Consider the following 22507-nt stretch of genomic DNA (forward strand, 5'->3'; position numbering starts at 1 on the left):
TTTAAATGACTAGAATTAAGCTTCTTAGGGTCTTTCTGCGCCTGTTTGGTGTAAACCAATTTCCACCTCACCATTCTAGCTCCTCAGCACATTCTTCAACCGGCGTTGCCAGTCCCTCCCGAATGGATTCTCGCATCCCCGGAATTGAGAGGAGATATAACGTTTCTTGTACCGATTTCCAATCCCCTTCAGATAGCAAAACTGCATTACCATCGCATCCCTCAATAATAATGGGTTCGTGGGAAACAGTCACTGAATCAATCAAATCCTGCAACTTTTGTTGAGCCTCATTAACCGGGATCATAAATCCTCCTAATTGTTTTCTACCAGTGCCGAAAGAAAATCCTCCGATAATCCTAGCGCCAATTACCCAAACCTGACTCCATTCGTAACTATCTCGGTGCTTACCCTAACGGCACTGGTAAGGCGATATTCTGACTTCATTCCAAACGACAAGTTTAAACAAATCTAAGCGCTTTCCTCACTAGATAATCGTCCTTCAATCGGTTCGTATTCATCTTCCAAGAGCCAGAGTTGAGCCTCTTCATAATCTGGAAACGCCTTGACGAGACGGTACTTTTCAGCAGGATCAAAAACATAACACCCCCTCGCCTTATCGATCAACACTAGCAGGATATAGGGAGGGGACTGCATGGAATCCACCCAAACTTCTAGGAAGCGCCAATTATCCTTCACTAGGTCGGGTTCGAGGAATTGCGTGATATTCGTTGTTTGCATTAATCTTAACCTCGCCGTAGAATAAAGAAGACTTTAAACCATCTGGGCTGATACGACAACCAATCGCTTCGGCAAAGAATAGCCCATAGCGCTCATAGTTTCGAACATTGCCCGTGTATTCACCCCTTTCCATGATAGCCTGAATAACTCGTAGCATTGTATCTTCATCTTTAAACACATGAATAGCTCGTCCTCGTAACAGTAATCTCCGTGATTGTGGAGTATTCGGTAGATGTTTAGAAATATGCTTAGTGTCAAGAAAAATCTCGCGATTAATTCCGCTCATAATGGTTAGACTTCAACGTCTCTAATAATTGCTGGAATCGGCAGGCCGTCTTCCGCTAAAGCCGCAATATAACCGGCAATCGCCTCTTTTATATTAATCAAGGCTTCTTCTTTCGTTTTTCCTTGACTAACACAGCCTTTGAGACTTGGACACTCCACAATCCAATAGCCGTCTTCGTCTCGATATACAATGACTTGCCTCATTTTTCCACTCGCTTTTTAAGAAGTGTTAATAATTACCCCTAATCATAGCAAACAACTCAGCCAAATTTATTTACCGTTCCTGCATTAGCCTTCCCCCCAACGTCATCTTTAGATTTAGCCCCGGCGCTGGAGAATACTTACACTAGCGGCGTTGGTTTTTCGCAACCAAAGTAAATTACATATCTTAAATTGAGAGTAACTAAACTTGACAATCGGTTTAACAATGCGCTAGAGTAACTGAAACTTCTAGATTGTAACGCTGGCGGAAGGGAGGCTATTAATTTCGACTGAATTTCTTTATTACTAAACTAAAAAAATATAATTATGACAAACTATCAAACGGAAATTAAAATCAAAGTTCCTTTAGATGTTGCTCAAACTTATTGGAATGCAACAGAAGAAGAGCGTCAAAAAATAGAAAAAAAATCGCTTTTTATGTTCAATCTTCAAATTTATCTATAAAAGAATCTCTGGACAAATTATATAAAACGATGGATACTATTGGACAAAAAGCACAAGAGAGAGGATTAAACCCTGAAATTTTAGAATCTCTCTTAAATGAAGATGACTAAACGTTTTGTTATCGATACCAATGTTATTATCAGTTAATATCGAGAGATTACGCCAACGTTTTCGAGAGTTGCTCAAGCTAGTGAAAAAGTGAGCTTGAGAGCAGTTATCTTAATGGTGAGGTAGGAAGTTTTCGTTTTGGGGGGTCGATCGCCGGTCGTCCATAGCAAATTAGGTTACACTTCATCTTGATGAGAAAGGCTATAAACAAGACTATGTTAAGAAATGTAACCAAGGCCGAAACCCTTACTGTTGCCTTGTCTGCACAGTTAACTTTATTTTTGTCCGACTACCGATAATTCTCAGCCAGTAATTTATAAGCAGATCAATGTCATCTTGTCAAGTATTTGAACAATCAATTCAGATTAAAGCTAGTGCCACGACGGTGGAGCGTTGTATCACGGATTTAGAGTTAATGCGTCGTTGGTTGAATCCGGTGTTAGTTTGTGAACCTATCGGCGATTGGAAGACCGATATCGGTGGGAGAAGTCGTTTTTTGATTCAAATTCCCCTAATTCAGCCAACGCTGAAAAGTACGGTGATTGAGAGGGAACCGGGATTAATTGTCTGGCAATTTGAAGGCTTTTTTCGCGGTTGCGATCGCTGGGAATGTCAACCCAATGATGACGGCACTTGTTTAATCAATCGTTTTGAGTTTGCGATTCCTAATCCGGTTGTGGGGTGGGGATTCCAGCAATTCGCCGCCAAATGGACTAAAAAGGATATGGAAGCGCAATTAAGACGCTTAAAACGAGTAGCCGAGGAAATTTATCTACTTTCAGCAACAAGTTAAGCTGATGGGGTGGTAAGCGGGGGGTTTTGGGGATGGGAGAATACCCTCACCCCCAACAGCTAACCCCCGATCCCTAATCGATCGAGATCGACTGGGGACTGTTGCCGTTATCCTGATTATTGTCGTTAAAACTGACTAATCCCTGCTCTTCTAACCATTTTTTGAGGGGATCGTCCGAAAGTTTCAAGCGCAGTAATCCAGAGGCAAAACCACCGAAAAAAGCGATCGGTTGTTGAATCAGTTCTTTAACAACGGGTTGTAATTCATCGAGAAACATCTTATTCTATCTCCTGATATTGTCACACCTATCAATGTTAAGTTAATTGAAGTGATTCTGTAAGACTAGCATGACTGAAACTCCCAACACGGTGAAAAAATCTTTCCGGCTAACCCCGTTTATTTTTCTAGGAATACTGCTCATTTGGCTAGGAATTAGGTTAATCGCTCCCGATAGCGTCAGTTTATTCGCCGGTACTCGTCCCGATTATTTGGGAGTCAGGGAGGGTAAACTGGCCCCTTGTCCAGTCACTCCTAATTGTGTTAGTAGTCAGAGTCAGGATCAGGCTCATGCGATCGAACCCCTTAGTTATCAGGGTAGCGGTGAAAAAGCGATCGAGCAATTAGCTAAAATTATCGCCTCCCAACCGAGAACTAAAATTATTAACCAAGATAGTAACTATCTCTACGCCGAATTTAGCAGTCAATGGATGGGATTTGTCGATGATCTAGAATTTTCTCTTAATCCTAGCAAAAATGCGATCGATGTTCGCTCAGCCTCCCGGTTAGGAGAATCGGATTTAAATGTCAATCGAGAACGAGTGGAAACCCTGAGAAAACTCTTTTCAGTGATCAGTAAACAGTAATCAGTGAAAAGTAATCGGGTGCATCTCAATTTTGTAGAAATATCTATACTACATTTGGGCGCACGCGATGCGCCCCTACCATTGGTGCGATAATATTATTATTGTAGGGGCGAATTGCATTCGCCCTCTTTAAATGACTTCTGCTGCTCACCTATATGTCAGAGAAAGTCACCAATAGGAGATGCACCCAATCAGTAATCAGTAATCAGTAAACGGTGAAATGACTCAGAGAATACTGACTCGGAGAATAATATAAGAAAAATTATGTTTCGTCCCCAACCGATACCAGCAAAAGCAGGACAGGAATCCGTCTGGGATTATCCTCGTCCCCCGCGCCTAGAATTATCGCCTAAACACCTAAAAATTATCTTTAATGGGGTGATAATTGCCGATACTAAAAGCAGTTATCGAGTTCTAGAAACCAGTCATCCTCCAGTTTATTATCTACCGCCCCAAGATATTAAAATGGAATACCTGCAAGCCACAGCAGAAAAGTCTTTTTGTGAGTGGAAAGGTCTAGCGGGATATTACAATATCACCGTTGGGGATCAACAGGCAATTAACGTCGCTTGGTATTATCCGGATCCAACACCAGAGTTTCAAGCAATTAAGAATTATCTGGCCTTTTATCCTGCCAAAATGACCGCTTGTTATGCCGACGGGGAATTAGTACAACCGCAACCGGGCAACTTTTATGGGGGATGGATAACCTCCGATGTGGTTGGTCCGTTTAAAGGGGTTCCCAATAGTTGGGGCTGGTAATCACGTTAAGTAAGTAGTCGTGCAAAATTAACTTCTTGGTTAGGAAAGGCAAAAGGCAAAAGGCAAAAGGCAGCTACTGGCCAAAATTAATTAATTTTCTCCCCAAAACCCCACACCCCACACCCCACACCCTACACCCCACATCCCCTTAACTCCTAGTTTCTACTTTTTACGAGAAATTATGACTATATCCCAACCCGATCTAGAACCCACTTGGATGACGATTATTCGCCTCTTGCGCTGGGATAAACCCGCCGGTAGGTTAATTTTGATGATTCCCGCTTTATGGGCGGTATTTTTGGCGGCAGACGGGGTGCCACCACTACCCTTGATCGGGGTGATCATTTTGGGAACTTTGGCCACTAGCGCCGCCGGCTGTGTGGTTAACGATCTTTGGGATCGGGATATCGATCCACAAGTCGATCGCACTCGTAACCGTCCTTTAGCGGCCAGAGCTTTATCGATCAAGGTTGGTTTGATTATCGCTCTGATTGCTTTCTTTTGCGCCGCAATTTTAGCTTTATATCTCAATTTCCTGAGTTTTTCCCTATGTGTGGCCGCCGTTCCCTTGATTATCTGCTATCCTCTCGCCAAGCGTTTTTTTCCTGTACCCCAATTGGTTCTTTCTCTCGCTTGGGGTTTTGCGGTTTTAATCTGTTGGAGTGCCGTCACCGGGTCGTTAGATAGTAATACATTTATATTATGGGGAGCGGTGATTTTTTGGACATTGGCATTTGATACAATTTATGCTCTGTCCGATCGAGAGGATGATCTCAAGGTTGGTATTAACTCTAGTGCCATATTTTTCGGCAAATACGCCCCGGAAGCCGTGGGGGTCTTTTTTGCCCTAACAGTGGGTTTATTGGCTTGGGAGGGGCAAAAAATGCAGTTATCAGCCTCTTTTTGGCTAGGGTTGGGTCTAGCGGCGATTGCTTGGTTGCGTCAATACTGGTTGTTACGTCAATCGGATTTACCCAAACCAGTTTATGGTCAAATGTTCGGTCAAAATGTTTGGGTCGGTTTTATTTTATTAGCGGCTATGATTGCGGGGAGTTATTTTTAAATAAGTAAATCGAGTAATTTTTGACTCTTTCGGTCTTCCCAAGCGTTTTTTAAGCTCGATCACTATAAAATCAAGTTAGTAAATTACCGCCCCTTAACTAATGTCTAACTCGAAATCCGATAACGTTTGGAATCACAAACCCCGTTGGTGTCAACCTTGGTCGATTTTATTGACAGGAATTACCCTAATTGCTGGGTGTTGGTTTTTAACTCAGCGTCTCTGGTTAACCCTACTCCTATCTATTCCTATACTCCTCTGGTGGTTTGTCTTCCTAATTCTTTATCCGCGGACGCTGCAGCAACAGTTAAACACAGAAAGAATCGGGGAAAGCATTGATTAAAACAGGAAAGACAGGACAGGGATTTTTATCCTGTAATTGACTACTTTCATCTCCGCGAAAAGTGTTCCAACGGAAGGGAGCTTTTTTTTCACTCGACATCCATAAAAGTCTTTTTGCTCGCGTCATCGCTACATACAAAAGTCGGTATTCTTCAGCTTTTTTAAGTTGTCCAGCTTCTAACCAAGCGCTTAAAGGTGGGGGAATAATTGGTATGCTGTCGGGGTTTAAATAGCGTTGATGAACCGCTGCTCGAATTTGCGCTCGTGCCACTTCTGCGAGGGTAAAATCTCCCAAAAATTTTGCCCCATTGGGTACCCAAGGTTTGCCTGGGATAATATCTTCGTGAAGAAAGGGAATAAAAACATAATCCCAGTCTAAACCCTTGGCTTTGTGCATAGTAATAATCGTCAGTTGTCCAGGACGAGTATAACAATCGTCGTTATCTTCTTCCACTCCTTCAAAGCGCTCAGAGGCGATAATTTCATTAAGAGTATTAATTGTATTTTTCAGAGAACTATTACCAGCAGTTTCCTGATAAATACGGGCGGTTAATTTTTGCAAAGTTGCTAATTCTGACCCCGAATATTGGAGAGTCATAGCGAAAAAAGACAGGAGTTGATAATGGGGTAATTCTAATCTAGCTTTTAGTAAACTGCAGCAATAACGACGGGCGATTTTTTCGTTAGATTTCAGTTCAGGATCGAGGGGAGTGGGATAAAGAAATTGTTCGGGATAGGTAACTAAAGGATTTAAGTCTTGGGCAGTAATTAAACCCCTAAATTGTAGCACTTCTAAGGCCGCTTTGAGATAATCGGGAGAGTGGGGACGTTCGACAAAAGCCAATAGTTTCAGCATTTCGGCGGGAATTTGGGAAAAGCGATCGATCTCATTAGCTTCAAAAATTCTGATCTGATAACTTTTATAAAAATGGGCAAATTTTTGAGCAAAAAAGTGTCCTTGTCGATTTTCTCTAACGAGGATAGCGGCATTATGTTGAGGGTTTTCTTGGAGTAATTTAACTAGACGTTTTTCGATTAATTCTACTGTTTGATAAATGTCATCGGGTTGATAAATTTCTAATCCTTTTCCCTCCTTAACTGGATTAGGTTGGGGATCTTCAGCACCGACGGGAATAATCGCTTGAACCCGAAAAGGAGCCTCGGTAACTTTATGATTATCTTTTCCCTGTTTCCAATCTCGATCGACCCATTGTAAAACTAAATTAGCAGCTTCAATAATTTTAGTATTGCTGCGACCTGCTTGGTTCATAGTCGATAAATTGCCTTCGCTTTGACAACTTTCACAAAACCAATTAAAGTAAACAGGATCGGCGGGGGTAAAGGTGGAATTAATGGCTTGATTGGGATCGCCGACGCGAATTAAATTAGGTATTTCCCCGTCATTATTTTTTGCTAAAATAGTAATTAGTTTTTCTTGGAGAGGACTAGAATCCTGTGCCTCATCTTCAAAAACTCCAAAGACAGATTTTTGCCATTGTCGGCGAATTTTTTCTTCCTCTAATACCCGCAAGGCTCCTAAAATCATGTCATCATAATCTATATAGTTTTTCTGACGCATCAGGATTTCATACTGTTGGTACAAACCACTAGCAATAGCGAGAATTTGATAATTATCGTCGCTATAGTGGCTTAATTCCCAGACTTGCTGCGGTGATAATCCCGAACTTTTTAGCTCATGAATGGCCGCATAAGCAAGACTAGGTAAAATTTCGGTTCTCAGCACCGATTGACGGCGTAATCTTTCGGTTTCTTCCCCATCAAATTCCACTCCTTCTAATAACTTTTGATAACGAATTGGGTCAGCAATTAGCCATTTTTCCACCGAGTTTCTAATAATTCTGTGGCTAGGAGTCGGAATAACTAAGGTAGAAGATTCGAGGTCTAATCCCGATAATTCCGGGTAACGGCGGGCCAATTGTAGAGCCAGTCCGTGCAGAGTTTGAACGCTGAAACCTTGAGCAGAAAGCTGTAAATCTTGCAAGCGTTGTTTAATTTTAGCTTTAATACTAGCGGCAGCCGAGCGGGTGTAGGTGACAATAATTAACTGTTTTTTAGCGTGCAGTTGCTCACGAGCAATAACCATGGCGGCAGCTACGGCCAAACTGTGGGATTTTCCTGCCCCCGGCACCGCAGAAATGGCCATTTTTCCCCCTTGCCAATCGGCTAATTCCTGTTGTCCGGCGCGTAGTTGTTGCCGGAGATTTACCAGTAAATTTTCTCGATTAATTACTTTAGTTTCGCTCATTATGCCCCGCCAATTTTATTTTTAGTTTAATTGTATTACTATTTTAGTTGATCCTTAAACTAATTGCTGTAAAAGTTAGCTACAGATAACTAGAATGGGGAGATGGGTTTTTTCAGTGAACAGTAAACAGTAAGCAGTAATCAGTGAAAAAGAAAGTAGCGAAGTTTTCACCTAACACTGTCCACTTAAAACTGTAATCTGATCACTGATCACTGATAAGTAGGTAGGTATTGAAAACTTTCAGATCCCCCCGCCTATCGGCACCCCCCTTATCAAGGGGGGCAGGGGGGATCGAACCTAAAATCCATTTGTAATTTAATTATAACCAGCTACTTAACTGATCACTGATAACTGATATATAGCCAATTTTGTTGGACTTCTACCCTAATTTTGCCGCTTAAGGAGGAAGTGGCATCGCGATTAACACCAGTAATAAGATTAACCACTGACTCAACTTCGGCAAAATTAGGCGATGAGGGTAAATATTGAGCTAAAAATAAACGAATCACTCGTCTTTGTATCGCTAGAGGTAAAATTTGTAAAGGGGAGCGATCGAGTCTTTGTTGATCTAGATCGATAACCTGACGAAAAATATCCCGGGCAATACTATCTAAATAATCGCTTTCTGCTTCCAAAATTTCGGCAGTTTGGGCGAGATGTTTTTCAATTTGGGGGTTTAAATTAGTTTGCAGGTAGGGTAATAATTCCAGACGGATACGATTGCGAGCATAGCGTAAATTTTCATTAGCTCGATCGTACCAGATCGGTAATTCTCGACTTTGACAAAAAGCGAAAGTTTCCCCGCGAGTAACATTTAAGAGGGGACGGACTAAAAAAATATCCGGGGTTAAACTTGTCAACCAAGTTAAGGCAGAAAGTCCATCACTACCCGCCCCGCGCATGAGATTATAAAGAAAAGTTTCCGCTCGATCGCTCCTCGTGTGTGCCGTGAGAAGATAATTAAAACCCTGTTCTTGGGCGATTGTTTGTAAAGCTTGATAACGCCATTGTCGGGCCTTGGCTTCCGTTTCCGCCATGGGGGGTGCGGTGGTAATATAAACAGGTAATTGCCAAATTTCGGCGATTTTCTGCACATGATCCACTAATCCTCGGTCCTGGGACCAACGGTGATCACAATGAGCGATCGCTAGTTGCCAACCCCAACGAGGGCGCAAATCCAGCAATAATTGACCTAAACATAGAGAATCCTGACCTCCCGACAATGCCACTAACAGAGACGCATTTTTAGGTAGTAATTGTCCCTTTTTCACCGTGGTTTCCAGACGAGTATGGAGAGGTGTCCAAAAATTAGCCAAAATTTTTAGATTTATTTACTTGACAAATGACAGATAACTAGAACGGGAGAAGGAATTATGAATTATGAATTATGAATTATGAATTATGAATTATGAATTATGAATTGGGAAGAATAAATAAAAGCAATCTTCTGATAACTGATAACTGATAACTGATAACTGATAACTGATAACTGATAACTGATAACTGATTTAACCTTGCCAATTAACCCAATCTTGGGGTTTTAGGAAGACATCATAGAGTTTTGCTTCTGGGGTATTGGGTGCAGGTTGATAACAGTATTCCCAACGGACTAAAGGAGGTAAAGACATCAAAATTGATTCGGTACGACCGTTAGTTTGCAACCCAAAAATTGTGCCACGATCATAAACTAAATTAAATTCTACATAACGACCGCGACGATAGAGTTGAAACTGACGTTCTCTGTCACCGTATTCCGTCGAGTGCCGTTTCTGGACAATGGGAACGTAAGCGGGTAGAAAAGCTCGGCCACAGTCATTAATAAAACTAAAAATTTCTTCCCAGTTGCGGGGTTGTTGGGGAGATAATTTTTCTGAATAGATAGCGGCATCACTTTCGGCAAAGGGACCCCGATAGAGAGGGTCTAAACCGTCTTGGTAATCAAAGAAAATCCCGCCGATGCCTCTGGCTTCCTGACGATGATTGAGATAAAAATATTCATCACACCAGCGTTTAAAAACGGGATAATATTCGGGATGATGTTGGTCGCAAACCTGTTTAAAAGTGCGGTGAAAATGACTAGCATCTTCTTCAAAGCCATAGTAGGGAGTTAAATCAGCGCCGCCGCCAAACCACCAAACTGGACCGGCTTCAAAATAGCGATAATTGAGGTGAACCGTGGGAATATAAGGATTGTGAGGATGCAAAACCATCGAGGTTCCCGTGGCGTAAAATTGATGACCGGCAGCCTCGGGCCGTTGTTTGGCAATGCTAGGAGGTAATTCTTTCCCCCAAACTTCCGAAAAATTCACCCCTGCTTGTTCAAAAATTGCCCCTTCCCGCAAAACTCGCGAACGTCCGCCGCCACCTTCAGGCCGTTGCCAACTATCTTCGATAAATTTTGCTTGTCCATCCACTTCTTCTAATCCCTGACAAATTTCATCCTGTAGGGATTTCATAAATTCACTGACGCGGCTACGGCTGTCACTGGCGGGCAAATTAGCAAGGGTGGGGGTTGTGGTGAATGCAGTCATACTCAAGGATCAAAGTTGATAACTCAGTGATTATATTACTACTGGGTGATGAAACTGCCGATCTTCGATACTTAACTTAACATTTAGACCGGTTAGGTGTTGGGTGATGGGGTTTTAGTTGAATTCCCCCATTTCCCCTAAATCAATGTTAATTTCTAAGTCTCAACTGGGCATATTAGAATTAGTCCCGACCAAGGGACGATAACACAGACCCCCAATTTTTACCACTATGCCCTCCCGTCGAATCATCATCGGTGACGTTCACGGTCAATACGATCCTCTTTTGCAGCTAATAGAAGCAATCGCGCCTCAAGAAAAGGAACCAGTTTATTTCTTGGGCGATTTAATTGATCGTGGTCCCAATAGCGCCCAAGTGGTTGAATTTGTTCGTCAACACCGCTATCGTTGTCTATTAGGCAATCATGAACAGATGCTGCTAGAGGTGTTGGGCAGCCAAAGAATGATGGGGGAAATGTTGCCGGCTTGGCTTTATAGTGGCGGTCATGCTACTCTCGTGAGCTATAACCACAAAATACCGCAAGATCACATCGATTGGCTGAAAACCTTGCCTCTTTACCCCGATTTAGGTGATATTTGGCTGGTTCATGCCGGGGTTTATCCCCATTTACCCCTAGAAGAACAAGATGCTACTCATTTTTGTTGGATCCGCGATGAATTCCACAGTATGCCGGAACCTTTTTTTAGTGATAAATTAATTATCACCGGCCACACGATTACTTTTACTTTTCCGGGGGTAAGTCCGGGGCAATTAGTCGCCGGTGCCGGTTGGTTAGATATCGACACGGGAGCCTATCATCCCCACAGTAATTGGTTAACTGGATTAGATATCACTAATCGTTTGGTTTATCAGGTCAATACCAAAGATAAAACCCTGCGAAAATTCGATTTAGAAGATATAACCACCTCAATTAATCCCGCCGAAGTCTATACTAAAAGAGTGCAGCCCACCCCTTAAAAATAACTGTTATTAACAAAAATATAATTCTCGGACAAGGAATGATAATAAATCCGTTGAGCATAGGCTACTTATAAGGACAGGCAAAAGGCAAGAGGCAAGAGGCAAAAGGGGGAATACATAATCAGTTTTTAATAACTGGATGTAGTAGGATATAAAATCCACCTAGATAGCTCAGATGTTAATCCCTGGGTTGGATAACGGGAACTAGCAGCTTAGGCCATTGGGATTCTTTGATCCTAGGTTCTCAAGAGCGGTAAATTGAATAAAGAATTGTCCAGCTTTCCTTCACCCATGACTCTCCCCTCGGATTTTCCCTTAGAACCACCGGCTACCAATAAGGATCCCCATCGTGATTATCGCGGACTCGATCGCGATAAACTCACCCCCATGTACCAGCATTATGTGGAGGTAAAAGAAACCTATCCCAATGCTCTTTTACTCTATCGTGTGGGCGATTTTTTCGAGTGCTTCTTTCAGGACGCGGTGATTATCTCCAGAGAATTAGAATTAGTTCTCACCAGCAAGGAAGGGGGTAAAGGGATTGGGAGAGTCGCCATGACCGGGGTTCCCCACCACGCCCTAGAGCGCTATAGTCGTTTATTGGTGGAAAAAGGCTATGCGGTGGCGATTTGTGACCAAGTAGAGGATTCAACGGAAGCAGCCGCCGAAAAACGACTCGTAGAACGCGCTATCACCAAACTGCTCACCCCCGGAACCCTCACCGATGAGGGAATGTTAAACGCAAAAAAGAATAATTTTCTAGCTGCTGTGGTTATAACCGGAGAAAATTGGGGATTAGCCTATGCAGACATCTCCACCGGAGAATTCTACACCACCCAAGCCAGCGATTTAACGGCTTTAAGCCTAGAATTAACCCGTTTACAGCCCTCAGAAATCCTTTTTCCCATCAATGCCCCCGATTTAAACCGTATTTTGCGCCCCGGGGAAAAATCCGACCATCTCCCCCCCTGTTTACCCGATAGTTTTTGTTATTCTCTCCGTCCCCAAAATATCTTTACTCTCACAGAAGCGAAAAATCGTCTCCTAATCACCTATAAAATGCGTTCCCTAGAGGGGATGGGCTGCGAACATTTACCCCTCGCCATTCGCGCAGCCGGAGGCCTATTAGAATACATTGAAGATACCCAAAAAGCCAATCAAGTCCCCCTACAACCTTTAAAAACCTACTCTATCTCCGAATTTTTGATTTTAGATGGGCAAACCCGTCGTAACCTTGAAATTACCCAAACGGTGCGCGATGGTAGCTTCTATGGTTCTCTATTATGGGCGATTGATCGCACTTGCACGGCCATGGGTAGTCGCGCTTTACGTCGTTGGTTACTGCAACCTCTCTTAGATTCTCGCGGTATTCGCGCCCGTCAAGATACTATCCAAGAGTTAAAGGATAATCCCGCCCTGCGCCAAGATATTCGGCAAAAATTAAGGGAAATCTACGATATAGAACGTTTAAGCGGTCGTGTTGGCGCAGGAACGGCTAACGCCCGCGATTTACTTTCCCTAGCGGCATCTTTAGTCAAATTAGCCGATTTAGCGGCTTTGGTTGCTTCGGGAAATTCGCCCTATTTGAAAGCTTTACAGCAAATTCCCGCCGATTTAGAAAAATTAGGCCAGCAGGTGATAGCGCATCTGGTGGAATCTCCTCCGCTGCATCTGAAGGAAGGGGGGGTGATTCGCGAGGGAATTGATGCCCAATTGGATGCCCTGCGGCGCGACTATCAGGAAGTAATCGATTGGTTTAAGAATCTGGAGACGACAGAAAAAGAAAGAACGGGTATTAGTAACCTTAAGGTTAATTATAACAAAACTTTCGGTTATTATATCAGTTTACCCCGCAGTAAAGCCGATTTCGCCCCAAAAGAGTATGTTCGTAAGCAAACTTTAGTCAATGAGGAACGTTATATCACCACCGAGTTAAAGGAGAAAGAAAATATAATTCTGACGGCAGTAGATGAATTAAATAACCTAGAATACGAGATTTTTAGCGATTTACGCCGTCAAGTAGCCGAATTTTCCCCAGAAATCCGGGAAGTTGCCACAAAAGTCGCCGCTTTGGATGTGTTGGCAGCATTGGCAGAAATCGCCGTTTATCAGGGATATTGTCGCCCAGAAATCGCCGATGGTCGTCTTATCGATATTAAAGATGGTCGTCATCCCGTGGTGGAACAATCCCTTGGGGCTGGCTTTTTTGTGCCGAATTCGATTAATTTGGGCAATCAGGAAGGTTTAGAATACCCCGACTTGATTATTCTCACCGGTCCCAATGCTAGTGGCAAAAGTTGTTATCTGCGACAGGTGGGATTAATTCAATTGTTGGCCCAAACCGGCAGTTTTGTCCCGGCAAAGTCGGCCAAAATCTCCATCTGCGATCGCATTTTCACCCGGGTGGGGGCTGTGGATGACCTCGCTACCGGCCAATCCACCTTTATGGTGGAAATGAACGAAACTGCCAATATTCTCAATCACGCCACAGACAGATCATTAGTATTATTAGACGAAATTGGCCGGGGGACAGCCACCTTTGACGGTTTATCCATAGCTTGGTCTGTGGCCGAGTATTTAGCCACGGTACTGCAATCGCGGACGATTTTCGCCACTCACTACCACGAACTGAACGAATTAGCCTCAATTTTAGAGAATGTGGCTAATTATCAGGTAACGGTCAAAGAACTACCCCATGAGATAGTATTTTTGCACCAAGTACGACCGGGAGGTGCGGATAAATCCTATGGTATCGAAGCGGGGAGATTAGCCGGTTTACCAACTTCTGTGATCGATCGTGCCATGCAGGTGATGGGTCAAATCGAAAAACATAGTAAAATTGCGATCGGTTTGCGTCAAGGAATTAAGAAAATTAAACCGGTTAAGTCGGATAATTCCCCCTCTCTGCAGCAGTTAGATATTTTTGATGACAGTAAGTAGTCGTGGAAAACTCAACTTTGTGTCCTTTGTGGTTAACGAAAAGGCTGCATCTCGATTTTGCAGAAACACCGATAATCAGCAATTATCAGTGACTCTTAAACTGGTACAAATATATGAACAATCGCGTGTAAGCATCCCACCGAAAAACTAATGCGCGGGGGGTTTGGGGGCGGCGCCACGCCCCCAACGGGGGGTTTGGGGGGTAGAACCCCCCAAAAGCTTGGATTGAGGGAAAAAATCGAAAGTAACGCCCGATTTTAGAAGAGAGTTTTCCCCTTAAAAATCTTCCTTTTTCAACACTATTAAAACTGTAAAAACTTTTTAACTTGTGTCCAAAGATTGGTAAAAGACTCTTTCATTTCCTCCTTAATTTTCCAGCGTTTAAATGCCTCTTCGTAGGCAATACCTTGATTTTGGAAAGTTTTCCAAGCCGAGAGAGAAAGAGGTAAACCCATCAGCAAAAGCAGATAAATTGCCCAAGAAATTGTTCCCGCACTAATTAAATTAATGATAATAAAAAAACTATTAATAATCAGATAGCGAACAGTTTTATTTTTTAGCTCCTCGCGACGAAAGCGATCGAATTCTTGCCGTTTATAACTGAGCATTTTTGACTCTTGCCAGTCCTTTTCTGCCGCTTCTAAGTCTTTAACTTCAATAGCTAAATCGTCGGCAATTTCTAACAACTGTTGACGGGTAATTTCTCCCTTATCCCCTTGACGGGAGATAGCCAAATAGAGAATTTCCTGCACATCCTCTTGACTGTAGGATTGGGGAGGGAAAAAATCGGGGTTTGGCATAGCGATAGAGAAAGAAATAGTTTCCTTCTCTATTATGGGCGATCGATTTAGCGATTGACAGTTAGACGAGACAGGGAGTTTTTAACTGATTCATCCATGCTTCTAAATCCTGCAAAGAGCGATCGGCATATTGACCGTAACGTTCCCGTTTATTGCGGATTTTTCTGGTAAAATTCGGCAAAATGCCAAAATTTGGCGGCATCGGTTGAAAATGTTTCGGTTCGGCACTGCTGATAAACTCAAATAATGACCCCATCATTGTTGTGGTTGGCAATGTCACCGTTTCTAATCCTAAAGCTAAACGAGCGGCATTAGTTCCCGCTAACCATCCCCCAGCGGCCGCAGCCGTATAGCCTTCCGTACCGATTAACTGTCCTGCCGCTAATAGCGTCGGTCGCGATTTAAACTGGAGACTGGAGGATAATAACTGGGGAGAATTAATAAAGGTGTTTTTGTGCATCACCCCCATGCGGACAAATTCGGCCTTTTCTAACCCCGGAATCAGACGGAAAACCCGTGTTTGTTCACCCCATTTTAAATTAGTTTGAAATCCCACCATATTCCACAATTGCCCCGCTTTATCTTCCATTCGCAACTGTATAACTGCGTAGGGACGTTGATCCGGATATCTGGGATCCGCTAATCCCACCGGTTTCAGGGGACCAAAACGCATGGTATCTTCTCCCCGACTGGCTAATTCTTCGATTGGCAGACAAGCCTCGAAAAATTTGGCATTTTCTCGCTCAAAATCCTTTAATTCTGCTTGTTCTGCCTGTTTTAACTCTTGCCAGAAATGCAGGTATTGTTCCCGATCCATGGGACAATTGAGATAGGCGGCCTCACCTTTATCGTAACGGGAGGCCAGAAAAGCGATCGATTGATCAATAGATTCCCCTAGAATAATCGGACTAGCGGCATCAAAAAAGCTCAGATAGTCCAGGCCGGCAAAATTTTGCAGATCTGCGGCCAAAGCAGCACTGGTTAAGGGTCCAGTGGTTAAAACGACGATACCATCCCGGGGAATTTCCGTGATCTCCTGACGTTTTAAGGTGACTAGAGGGTGGTTAGCCAAGATTTCCGTCAAATTTCGACTAAAGACCCCTCGATCGACCGCTAAAGCCCCTCCTGCGGGGACACTGTGCTGATCGGCCTGGGCAATAACTAGAGAATTTAAGCGTCGTAATTCTTCATGGAGTAACCCAGTAGCGCGATCCACCGCCATGGCACCAAAGGAGTTACTACAGACTAATTCGGCTAAAAATTGGCTATGGTGGGCGGGACTAGAGCGAATTGGGCGCATTTCGTACAGGATCACGGGAATACCGGCTTGGGCTATCTGCCACGCCGCCTCAGTCCCCGCTAATCCTCCACCAATTACATGAATAGGGCGATCGATCATAGTTGGGAGAAAATGGCTAGAGTAGGATTATTTTAGCGTTAGTTCCGAGTCACCAAAAAATAGGGCCAGCCTAGTGCGATCGCATAAAGATTGGGGCTGATCACAAACTCAGGTTATAATCAAGGAAGGGATAGAATATTATATTTTATCTCGTCACGGTTTTTGCTTTCGAGAAGGTGGCAACACCGCCCCACTTTCTCACCATCTCCTTCCAGATGGGCTAGTTAGCGGTTTGACTTCTATGAACACCAATTATCTTGAGGAATACCAAAAATACCTAGCCGAATGGCAGAAAATGCTTCTGTCCGCTTGGGGTAATGGTCTTCCCACGACTACACCAGTGTTTGAGTTTCCGGAAACTTTGGTTAAATCCCTCGAATATCAACAAGAATGGGTGAAATCCTACCTAACCGCCCAAGAAACCGCCACCAAAGTTGCCCTCGATAGTCAGAAACAATTCTGGGATAGTTATTTCGGTTTTGCTCGTCAGTCCATGGCTGTAATCAATAAACCAGCTTAATTAGGTATCAATTGACTAGATAGGGTTTGCTGAATAAATCTAAAAACCTTGTTGGACAAGGTTTTTAGACTTTTTTTCCCTCAAAAAGTGCCGACCTTTGGAGTGATTGGGGGGAAAATTCCTGGACTTTTTCCCTGAAAATTAGGTAATTGACCACCTGAAAATGGGTAAAACCCCACACCCCACACCCTACACCCCACACCCTGCCACCAGGAAAAACTTTTTTAGCAAACCCTAAATAGTTCGATTGGTGACTTAACTTCCCTTAAAAAATAAAATACCTCAAATACAATCCCCTCTGGCTCTGTATTTGAGGCTTTTTTGGGTTTTATTACCTTTAGGCAATCAGGGAATTTTGGGGTTTAGCAAAAATCATCCGTCCGGCCGAGGTTTGCAGTGCAGATGTCACCACTACCCGCAATTCTCCCCCTAGATAATCTTTTCCTTCTTCTACCACCACCATCGTGCCATCTTCTAGATAACCGATGCCTTGGGTGGGTTCTTTTCCTGCTTTGAGAATTTTCAGATCTAACGTATCCCCAGGCAAGTAGATCGGGCGTACTGCTTGGGCGAGATCGTTGACATTCAAGATGGTGACTTTTTGCAGATTGGCCACTTTACTGAGATTGTAATCGTTAGTGAGCAAGGTGGCGTTAATTTCTTGGGCAAGATGGACTAATTTAGCATCTACGGTGCTAATATCCTCATAATCGGCGGGATGAATGATAATGCGCTCGGGTAATTCTTGCTGCATCCGGTTTAGGATATCTAATCCGCGTCTTCCTCTAACTCGTTTTTGGTCGTTACTGCCATCCGCTAACTGTTGCAATTCCTGAAGGATAAATTGGGGGATGAGTATCTGTCCCTCGATAAATCCCGTGTCTAACAATTGTTCGATACGACCATCGATAATACAACTGGTGTCCACAACTTTGGTGGCGGCCGCTTGTAGGGTCCCTTCTGCCACTAAAATTGATTCCATACTATTGGGGTTAATCAGACGCAGAAAAGTGCGACCGTGGGTATCAGCTAAACTAACCCCCAGATAGGAAAACATAATACTGCCTAAAATAGCGATTATCGGCTTGATAAACGAGAATTCTCTGGGAATCGGGAGGAAGAAAATCGGAGCTAGGATCAGATTAGCAATCAACAAACCAATAACTAGACCGACCGAACGGGTTAAAATAACTTCGATCGGAGTTTGCCGTACTTGGGTTTCTAGACGACGATAGGTAGTTTGGGCAACTAAACCAAGAGCTAAACCAATAATTGAGGCAAAACCCGCCGATAACCAGCGTAAAGCTTCAATATTGCTGATTTGAGACTGGACAGTAACCGGCAGCAAGTCAACACCACTATAACCAATACTGGCAACAGCGAAGACGAATAGTAAAATTATGACAGCATCAAGCATGGGTATAATACCAGAGAGGATAGGGGGGAATGATGATAGAAAAATAATGAGTATGGATGCTTTTTTATTATATCTGTGGGTTTCTCCTAATTTGTGTCGGGAAAGTTGCCTCCATTCTAGGAGATGTTCTCCCCAGCCATAATACATCTTAACGAAGATAAACGAAATTACAGTAGGAGGCAGGAGGCAGGAGGCAGCTTTATTCTCCCCACACCCCACACCCCACACCCCACACCCCACACTCCCTTTTTTCCTTTTTCCTCATATAATGCCCTATTTTCACCCCGTAACCTCGGTTTATATTCATATTCCCTTTTGTCGTCGGCGCTGTTTTTACTGTGATTTCCCGATTTTTGTCCTTGGTAATCGCACCAATCCGGCGACTTTTCCCCCTGTGGTGGAGTATGTGGAAATATTACAGGAAGAAATTAGCCTTAGTCCGGGGACGGGGAAACCCCTAGAAACAATTTTTTTTGGGGGGGGGACTCCTTCCCTGTTACCGGTGGAACTATTAGGATCGATTCTGGATACTTTAGCCAAAAAGTTTGATTTTGCAGCCGATATAGAGATTTCTATGGAGATTGATCCGGCTACCTTTAGTTTAGAACAATTACAGGGTTATCTTAGTGCGGGAGTCAATCGGGTTAGTTTAGGAGTACAGGCTTTTCAAGAACCATTATTACAGGTTTCTGGTCGATCGCATACCGTTAAGGATATCTATCAGGCAGTGGAATTAATTCAGGGATTGGGAATAGTTAACTATAGTTTGGATTTGATTTCAGGATTGCCACAACAAACCCTGACAGATTGGGAAAATTCCCTAGAAAAAGCGATCGAACTGCAACCGGCCCATCTTTCCTGTTACGATTTGGTCTTAGAAGCGGTTACTCCTTTCGGTAAACAGTATCAACCGGGGAAAAAACCCTTACCCGATGATGAAACTACGGCAAAAATGTATGTTTTAGCCGGTGAAAAACTAGCTTTAGCCGGTTATCAACATTACGAAATTTCTAACTATGCCAAACCGGGTTATCAATGCCGACATAATCGAGTTTACTGGGAAAATCGTCCCTATTATGGCTTTGGTATGGGGGCTGCTAGTTATCTTCATCAACAACGTTTTACCCGTCCGCGCAAAAGTCGCGACTATTTCGCTTGGGTAAAAGAAGGCTGCCCAATTGACGTGGAGAAAAATAGTTTTATCGATGATCTTCTCGAAACCTTAATGCTAGGGTTAAGGTTAGGGTCAGGGGTGAGTTTACCCGCGATTGAAGCTAATTTTGGTCCGGAAATCAAAAAAGCAATTTTAGAGGTCTTAGAGCCGCATAAACAGCGTAATTTAGTAATAATTGAGGGGGATAGCAGGGTCAGATTAAGCGACCCCGAAGGTTTTTTGTTTTCTAATCTAGTTTTAACCGATTTATTCGATCGCTGGCAATAGTTAGAAACTATATTTTACTAGCGATAATGGATAGCTAACCAAATACAAGGGGGATTATTGCTAGTAAATTCGACGCGATGTTTTTGGTGAGGAGGAATCAGCAGATAATCCCCCGCTTGCAGATTAACTTGGCTGCCATCTTCATAACTAATCTCAGCGAATCCCTGTAATAAAATCACCCATTCAAACTCAGATTGATCGTACCATTGACCCCGGGGAGTGGTTTGACCAGTGGAAATAATTCTTTCCAGACGAATAGCCTGACTTTGGGCTAAAATTTCCAGAATTTCTCGGTCGGGAATTAGTTCAGGTAAATCAAAAATTGAAGCTGCTATCATTAGTTATTGTCTCTTTCTGGATGAAAATCTTTAATCACCGTCGGTATTGCTGTTAAAATTTTCTCAACGATATCAGTAGGTCTATCTAGGTCATAAACAACAATCCGAAGATCTGCTTCTGCATAAAGTCCTCGTCTTTGTTCTAATAATAATTCCAGTTTACTTTCTAAATCAGTGGACTCCAACAAGGGACGAGAGGTATCTTGTTTTAAACGTTTAACCAAGATTTCTAGGGGAACATCTAACCAAATCATTAAACCGTGACGAAGATAACTCCAATTCATCGGTTTTAAAACCATCCCTCCCCCGGTGGCAATCACAGTTTTAGTCAGAGAGGATAATTCGGCCAAAACTTGGGTTTCTAACTCCCGAAAAGTCGCTTCTCCCTCGTCGGCAAAAATTTCCCTGATTTTCTTTCCCGCGACCCTTTCTATTAATATATCTGTATCAAAAAAACGATATTGTAACCGTCGGGAAAGCAACTCTCCCAGGGTGGATTTGCCAGATCCCATCATTCCTAGCAAAAAAACACTTAATCCCCGTAAGGAGTTAAAATCCGTTGAATTGTCCATAGTTAAAATTTGGCTGAATGTAGTCCTCGCTACTAAGGGACGATGTTTTGATAAGCATTTGGGAGTGAAAACCGCCAGATGGAATCAGAAAATCTTCTCAGAACCCCCATTGACACCGACATCGTGTCAGAATCTGGATAACCATGATACCATCTTGGTAATTCATGGACAAAATCAGCTTGATTAATTTAATCAAGTGGTGTGGGGAGTGTGAACACAGGAGTCTAAAATTCATGTCCAATCAACCAGCAAACTTTCCGGGTAATAGAAATCAACTCAAACCGATTAAAGTCGGGGTTATCGGGGTCGGTAACATGGGACAACACCATAGTCGCATCCTGAGTTTATTAAAAGACGTGGAATTCGTCGGGGTGGCCGATGTCAACGTCGAAAAGGGACTGGAAACTGCCAGTAAATACCGAGTCCGTTTTTTTGAAAATTATTTAGATCTCTTACCTAGGGTAGATGCGGTTTGTCTCGCTGTCCCCACGCGGTTACACCATCGAGTCGGGATGGACTGTCTGCAAGCGGGAGTACATACCTTGATCGAGAAACCGATCGCCGCTAGTATTAGTGAAGCGGAATCTTTAGTCAACGCGGCAGCAGATCATGATTGTATTCTGCAAGTGGGTCATATCGAGCGTTTTAATCCCGCTTTCCAAGAGTTATCGAAGGTCTTGAAAACCGAGGAGATTTTAGCGATTGAATCCCATCGCATGAGTCCCTATTCCCAGCGCGCTAATGATGTGTCGGTGGTGTTAGATTTAATGATCCACGATATAGATTTAATTTTAGAATTAGTCGCCGCTCCCGTGGTGAAATTAACCGCTAGTGGTAGTCGCGCTGCCACTGATTCCGGTTATCTCGATTATGTCACTGCAACCCTTGGTTTTAGTAATGGAGTGGTGGCTAATTTAACCGCTAGTAAGGTGACTCATCGCAAGATTCGTCGTTTAGCAGCCCACTGTAAAAATTCTCTCACGGAAGCGGATTTTCTCAATAATGAAATCCTCATTCATCGGCAAACCACCGCTAACTATAGCACCGATTACGGTCAAGTTCTCTACCGTCAAGATGGTTTAATTGAAAAAGTTTATACTAGCAATATTGAACCTCTACACGCGGAATTAGAACATTTTGTTCATTGTGTGCGCGGTGGGGACCAACCTTCTGTCGGTGGGGAACAAGCTTTAAAAGCTTTACGATTAGCTAGTTTAATCGAACAAATTGCCCTTGATGGTCGCGTTTGGCAACAATCGGACTGGAATTATCAATATCTTAATTCTCCCGTGATTACTGCTTCTTAATTGTTTTCACCCCGATTCTTTAAGTGAGAGAATTGGGGTGAGGAAACAAAATTAGTTATCTGGAGAACTTTCCCAACATTTTTCTGAGGATTTTTTTCCACACCATTGACTTTCACAGGGAACTCCATCACCGTCTCCATCCATTTTGACATTGGGGCAATTTCTCAAGAAAAAAGTCGCTTCTGCACAGGAGGTCATCTGGGAACAGTGAGTTCTACCATCGCACCGAAATTTGGGACGATTATTGTTGTTAGCTACGGCTAAATTATTGAGGGTTTGATTGCCAGAAATTGGTGATTTTATTGATATTTGTTCGCTCAGAAAAGACAGAATTAAAATAACAATTACTTTTTTCATAAAATGCTTGCCTGATTCTCTGC

General features: G+C 43.1%; 24 protein-coding genes and 1 pseudogene. 11 read left to right on the top strand and 14 right to left on the bottom strand.

Annotated features, from left to right (window positions below):
• Positions 1-67: 67 nt before the first annotated feature.
• From PN470_RS06085 to PN470_RS06095, 4 genes are all read right to left on the bottom strand, one after another.
• The gene (locus PN470_RS06085; RefSeq protein WP_002762994.1) at positions 68-304 is read right to left on the bottom strand and encodes a type II toxin-antitoxin system Phd/YefM family antitoxin; all 237 of its coding nucleotides are present in this window, start codon (positions 302-304) and stop codon (positions 68-70) included.
• 164 nt (positions 305-468) lie between these two features.
• Entirely contained in the window at positions 469-738 is a 270-nt protein-coding gene (locus PN470_RS06090) for a hypothetical protein (protein WP_002736772.1), read from the bottom strand.
• Positions 686-1024: a DUF6972 family protein gene (locus PN470_RS22320; protein ID WP_002762993.1), complete on the bottom strand. Its 339-nt coding sequence runs from the start codon at positions 1022-1024 to the stop codon at positions 686-688. Before PN470_RS22320 ends, PN470_RS06090 begins: the two co-directional genes overlap by 53 nt.
• 5 nt (positions 1025-1029) lie before the next feature.
• Positions 1030-1227 carry a type II toxin-antitoxin system HicB family antitoxin gene (locus PN470_RS06095; protein ID WP_002762992.1) on the bottom strand — a complete coding sequence of 66 codons (198 nt, stop codon included), beginning with the start codon at positions 1225-1227 and terminating at the stop codon, positions 1030-1032.
• 324 nt (positions 1228-1551) lie between these two features.
• Here PN470_RS06095 and PN470_RS22105 point away from each other — a divergent pair.
• Together PN470_RS22105 and PN470_RS06105 are read left to right on the top strand one after the other, a co-directional pair.
• A pseudogene (locus PN470_RS22105) lies at positions 1552-1799 on the top strand (hypothetical protein).
• A 326-nt stretch (positions 1800-2125) separates the two neighbouring features.
• Positions 2126-2590 (top strand): SRPBCC family protein, encoded by a 465-nt coding sequence (locus tag PN470_RS06105; RefSeq protein ID WP_002736419.1) that lies wholly within the window; start codon positions 2126-2128, stop codon positions 2588-2590.
• A 73-nt stretch (positions 2591-2663) separates the two neighbouring features.
• On the opposite strand, the gene PN470_RS06110 is transcribed toward PN470_RS06105, so the two are convergent.
• Entirely contained in the window at positions 2664-2867 is a 204-nt protein-coding gene (locus PN470_RS06110) for a hypothetical protein (protein WP_002778572.1), read from the bottom strand.
• Between the two features lie 70 nt (positions 2868-2937).
• On the opposite strand from PN470_RS06110, the gene PN470_RS06115 reads away from it, so the two are divergent.
• From PN470_RS06115 to PN470_RS06130, 4 genes are all read left to right on the top strand, one after another.
• On the top strand, positions 2938-3453 hold the full coding sequence (locus tag PN470_RS06115; RefSeq protein WP_002778574.1) for a DUF1499 domain-containing protein: 516 nt from the start codon (positions 2938-2940) through the stop codon (positions 3451-3453).
• A gap of 264 nt (positions 3454-3717) precedes the next feature.
• Complete coding sequence (locus PN470_RS06120) at positions 3718-4215, top strand: DUF427 domain-containing protein (protein WP_002779848.1); 498 nt, start codon at positions 3718-3720, stop codon at positions 4213-4215.
• A gap of 181 nt (positions 4216-4396) precedes the next feature.
• Positions 4397-5278, top strand: a complete 882-nt coding sequence (locus PN470_RS06125; RefSeq protein ID WP_272104057.1) for a 4-hydroxybenzoate solanesyltransferase — start codon at positions 4397-4399, stop codon at positions 5276-5278.
• A gap of 100 nt (positions 5279-5378) precedes the next feature.
• The gene (locus tag PN470_RS06130) at positions 5379-5618 is read left to right on the top strand and encodes a DUF6737 family protein (RefSeq protein WP_002736158.1); all 240 of its coding nucleotides are present in this window, start codon (positions 5379-5381) and stop codon (positions 5616-5618) included.
• Here the strand turns inward: PN470_RS06130 and PN470_RS06135 are convergent.
• The 3 genes from PN470_RS06135 to hemF all read right to left on the bottom strand — a co-directional run bounded on the left by PN470_RS06135 (position 5583) and on the right by hemF (position 10414).
• Positions 5583-7883 carry an ATP-dependent helicase gene (locus tag PN470_RS06135; RefSeq protein ID WP_271939000.1) on the bottom strand — a complete coding sequence of 767 codons (2301 nt, stop codon included), beginning with the start codon at positions 7881-7883 and terminating at the stop codon, positions 5583-5585. The genes PN470_RS06130 and PN470_RS06135 overlap by 36 nt on opposite strands.
• A gap of 341 nt (positions 7884-8224) precedes the next feature.
• Positions 8225-9199: a tRNA lysidine(34) synthetase TilS gene (gene tilS, locus PN470_RS06140; RefSeq protein WP_272104059.1), complete on the bottom strand. Its 975-nt coding sequence runs from the start codon at positions 9197-9199 to the stop codon at positions 8225-8227.
• Between the two features lie 192 nt (positions 9200-9391).
• Positions 9392-10414, bottom strand: coding sequence for an oxygen-dependent coproporphyrinogen oxidase (gene hemF / locus PN470_RS06145; protein ID WP_272104062.1), 1023 nt, complete (start codon positions 10412-10414; stop codon positions 9392-9394).
• Positions 10415-10643: 229 nt separating this feature from the next.
• Between hemF and PN470_RS06150 the strand changes: the two genes are divergently transcribed.
• On the top strand, positions 10644-11390 hold the full coding sequence (locus tag PN470_RS06150; RefSeq protein WP_272104064.1) for a metallophosphoesterase family protein: 747 nt from the start codon (positions 10644-10646) through the stop codon (positions 11388-11390).
• Positions 11391-11684: 294 nt separating this feature from the next.
• The gene (mutS, locus tag PN470_RS06155; RefSeq protein WP_272104093.1) at positions 11685-14333 is read left to right on the top strand and encodes a DNA mismatch repair protein MutS; all 2649 of its coding nucleotides are present in this window, start codon (positions 11685-11687) and stop codon (positions 14331-14333) included.
• Between the two features lie 302 nt (positions 14334-14635).
• On the opposite strand, the gene PN470_RS06160 is transcribed toward mutS, so the two are convergent.
• Both PN470_RS06160 and trmFO read right to left on the bottom strand, forming a co-directional pair.
• Positions 14636-15133 carry a 2TM domain-containing protein gene (locus PN470_RS06160; RefSeq protein WP_002781713.1) on the bottom strand — a complete coding sequence of 166 codons (498 nt, stop codon included), beginning with the start codon at positions 15131-15133 and terminating at the stop codon, positions 14636-14638.
• Positions 15134-15194: 61 nt separating this feature from the next.
• Positions 15195-16532, bottom strand: a complete 1338-nt coding sequence (gene trmFO, locus PN470_RS06165) for an FADH(2)-oxidizing methylenetetrahydrofolate--tRNA-(uracil(54)-C(5))-methyltransferase TrmFO (RefSeq protein ID WP_052277635.1) — start codon at positions 16530-16532, stop codon at positions 15195-15197.
• A gap of 241 nt (positions 16533-16773) precedes the next feature.
• On the opposite strand from trmFO, the gene PN470_RS06170 reads away from it, so the two are divergent.
• The gene (locus tag PN470_RS06170) at positions 16774-17052 is read left to right on the top strand and encodes a hypothetical protein (RefSeq protein ID WP_002736942.1); all 279 of its coding nucleotides are present in this window, start codon (positions 16774-16776) and stop codon (positions 17050-17052) included.
• Positions 17053-17389: 337 nt separating this feature from the next.
• On the opposite strand, the gene PN470_RS06175 is transcribed toward PN470_RS06170, so the two are convergent.
• Positions 17390-18469, bottom strand: a complete 1080-nt coding sequence (locus PN470_RS06175; RefSeq protein WP_002737661.1) for a PIN/TRAM domain-containing protein — start codon at positions 18467-18469, stop codon at positions 17390-17392.
• Between the two features lie 268 nt (positions 18470-18737).
• Between PN470_RS06175 and hemW the strand changes: the two genes are divergently transcribed.
• Positions 18738-19910, top strand: coding sequence for a radical SAM family heme chaperone HemW (gene hemW / locus PN470_RS06180; RefSeq protein WP_272104068.1), 1173 nt, complete (start codon positions 18738-18740; stop codon positions 19908-19910).
• A 17-nt stretch (positions 19911-19927) separates the two neighbouring features.
• Here the strand turns inward: hemW and PN470_RS06185 are convergent, their stop codons facing one another.
• The gene (locus tag PN470_RS06185; protein ID WP_004266823.1) at positions 19928-20248 is read right to left on the bottom strand and encodes a cupin domain-containing protein; all 321 of its coding nucleotides are present in this window, start codon (positions 20246-20248) and stop codon (positions 19928-19930) included.
• Positions 20248-20820 carry a shikimate kinase gene (locus PN470_RS06190; RefSeq protein WP_002778600.1) on the bottom strand — a complete coding sequence of 191 codons (573 nt, stop codon included), beginning with the start codon at positions 20818-20820 and terminating at the stop codon, positions 20248-20250. Before PN470_RS06190 ends, PN470_RS06185 begins: the two co-directional genes overlap by 1 nt.
• A 233-nt stretch (positions 20821-21053) precedes the next feature.
• Here PN470_RS06190 and PN470_RS06195 point away from each other — a divergent pair, with 233 nt between their 5' ends.
• Positions 21054-22127, top strand: coding sequence for a Gfo/Idh/MocA family protein (locus tag PN470_RS06195; RefSeq protein WP_002737757.1), 1074 nt, complete (start codon positions 21054-21056; stop codon positions 22125-22127).
• A 51-nt stretch (positions 22128-22178) separates the two neighbouring features.
• Here the strand turns inward: PN470_RS06195 and PN470_RS06200 are convergent, their stop codons facing one another.
• A complete protein-coding gene (locus PN470_RS06200; RefSeq protein ID WP_272104072.1) occupies positions 22179-22484 on the bottom strand; it encodes an excalibur calcium-binding domain-containing protein in 306 nt (101 codons plus the stop codon).
• Positions 22485-22507 lie beyond the last annotated feature (23 nt).

The organism is Microcystis sp. CS-574 (genome assembly GCF_028329095.1).
Lineage (GTDB): Bacteria > Cyanobacteriota > Cyanobacteriia > Cyanobacteriales > Microcystaceae > Microcystis > Microcystis ichthyoblabe_A.